At 39.2% G+C, this 623-nt stretch carries 1 protein-coding gene; it reads right to left on the bottom strand.

Annotation, left to right across the window (positions count from 1 at the left end; all coding sequences use genetic code 11):
* Positions 1 to 282: 282 nt before the first annotated feature.
* The coding region (locus tag OQX61_RS24230) for a potassium channel family protein (protein ID WP_265844424.1) at positions 283 to 623 on the bottom strand (341 nt) is incomplete at its 5' end.

Here is a 623-nt window from a genome sequence, read left to right as displayed (position 1 = left end):
TTAAAAGGAAGCTACAACAGTCAACCCATTGAAGCCCAATATAGATATATTCGCTTTTGGAAAAATTTCTCCGATGGAATAAAAGTTGTGGGAGGAAGCGGTATTTCGATTTAATTCTCCGGGAAAAGTTGCAGATACGTAGATTGGTATTAGGTGCATATATCAGTCTATAACGTGTCCCATCCTGAAATAAGTTGATTATGGAAACTATCCTGGTTGGACAAGAGGCAGGCGCCCATATTATCAAAAAATCGAACCAAGAGTTCTGGCGTCGAATCTATACTAAAGCGTTTTGCTGCTTACAAGGTTATTGGAGACCAACCTTGCAATAACTACCGCAGGATACAAAATACCAACAGCAGAAAGCAAAACTGAAAGCATCCGTGAAGCCATTCCGTCGGGGTAAATATCCCCATAGCCCACCGTTGTTAAGGAGACCAGGCTAAAATAAACATAAGTAGCATAATCAGCATCGTTATTTTGCAAGTTTATATTCCCAGCTATAGATTTACCGGTTTGAATTTTTAAAATCTCAAAAGCGAAAGCACCCATTAACGCAAATAAGAGATAAACATTTACCGCCCCTATCACTCTGTAAGTATTACTCTCTGCATTTCGAAACA

The sequence above is a fragment of the Pedobacter sp. PLR genome, from assembly GCF_026239675.1.
Taxonomy (GTDB): Bacteria; Bacteroidota; Bacteroidia; order Sphingobacteriales; family Sphingobacteriaceae; genus Pedobacter.
Note: the sequence above shows the minus strand (reverse complement) of the source record. Positions and strands in the feature narration are given on the sequence as shown.